Below are 273 nucleotides of genomic sequence, written 5' to 3'. Positions count from 1 at the left end.
GCGCGCGCGCGGCGACCGGCGACGTCCTCGTATTCATGGACGCCGACGGCCAGCACAACGCGGCCAGCATCCCCGCCCTGCTGGCCAAGCTCGACGAGGGCTATGACATGGTCGTGGGCGCCCGCGACGGCAGCGGCCAGGCGAACTTCCACCGCGGCGCGGCCAACACGTTCTACAACTGGCTGGCCAGCCACATGACCGGTTTTGCGATCAAGGACCTCACCTCCGGATTCAGGGCGGTGCGCGCGGAGAAATTCCGTGAATTCCTGCACC

General features: G+C 67.8%; 1 protein-coding gene. It reads left to right on the top strand.

From position 1 onward, the window contains the following. Positions 1-273, top strand: a 273-nt coding sequence (locus tag SB822_RS57055) for a glycosyltransferase family 2 protein (protein WP_410859100.1), incomplete at both ends; no start/stop codon positions are given.

It is taken from the genome of Paraburkholderia sp. SIMBA_054 (genome assembly GCF_046534875.1).
GTDB lineage: Bacteria > Pseudomonadota > Gammaproteobacteria > Burkholderiales > Burkholderiaceae > Paraburkholderia > Paraburkholderia hospita.
This window is presented reverse-complemented; position numbering and strand designations above follow the sequence as displayed.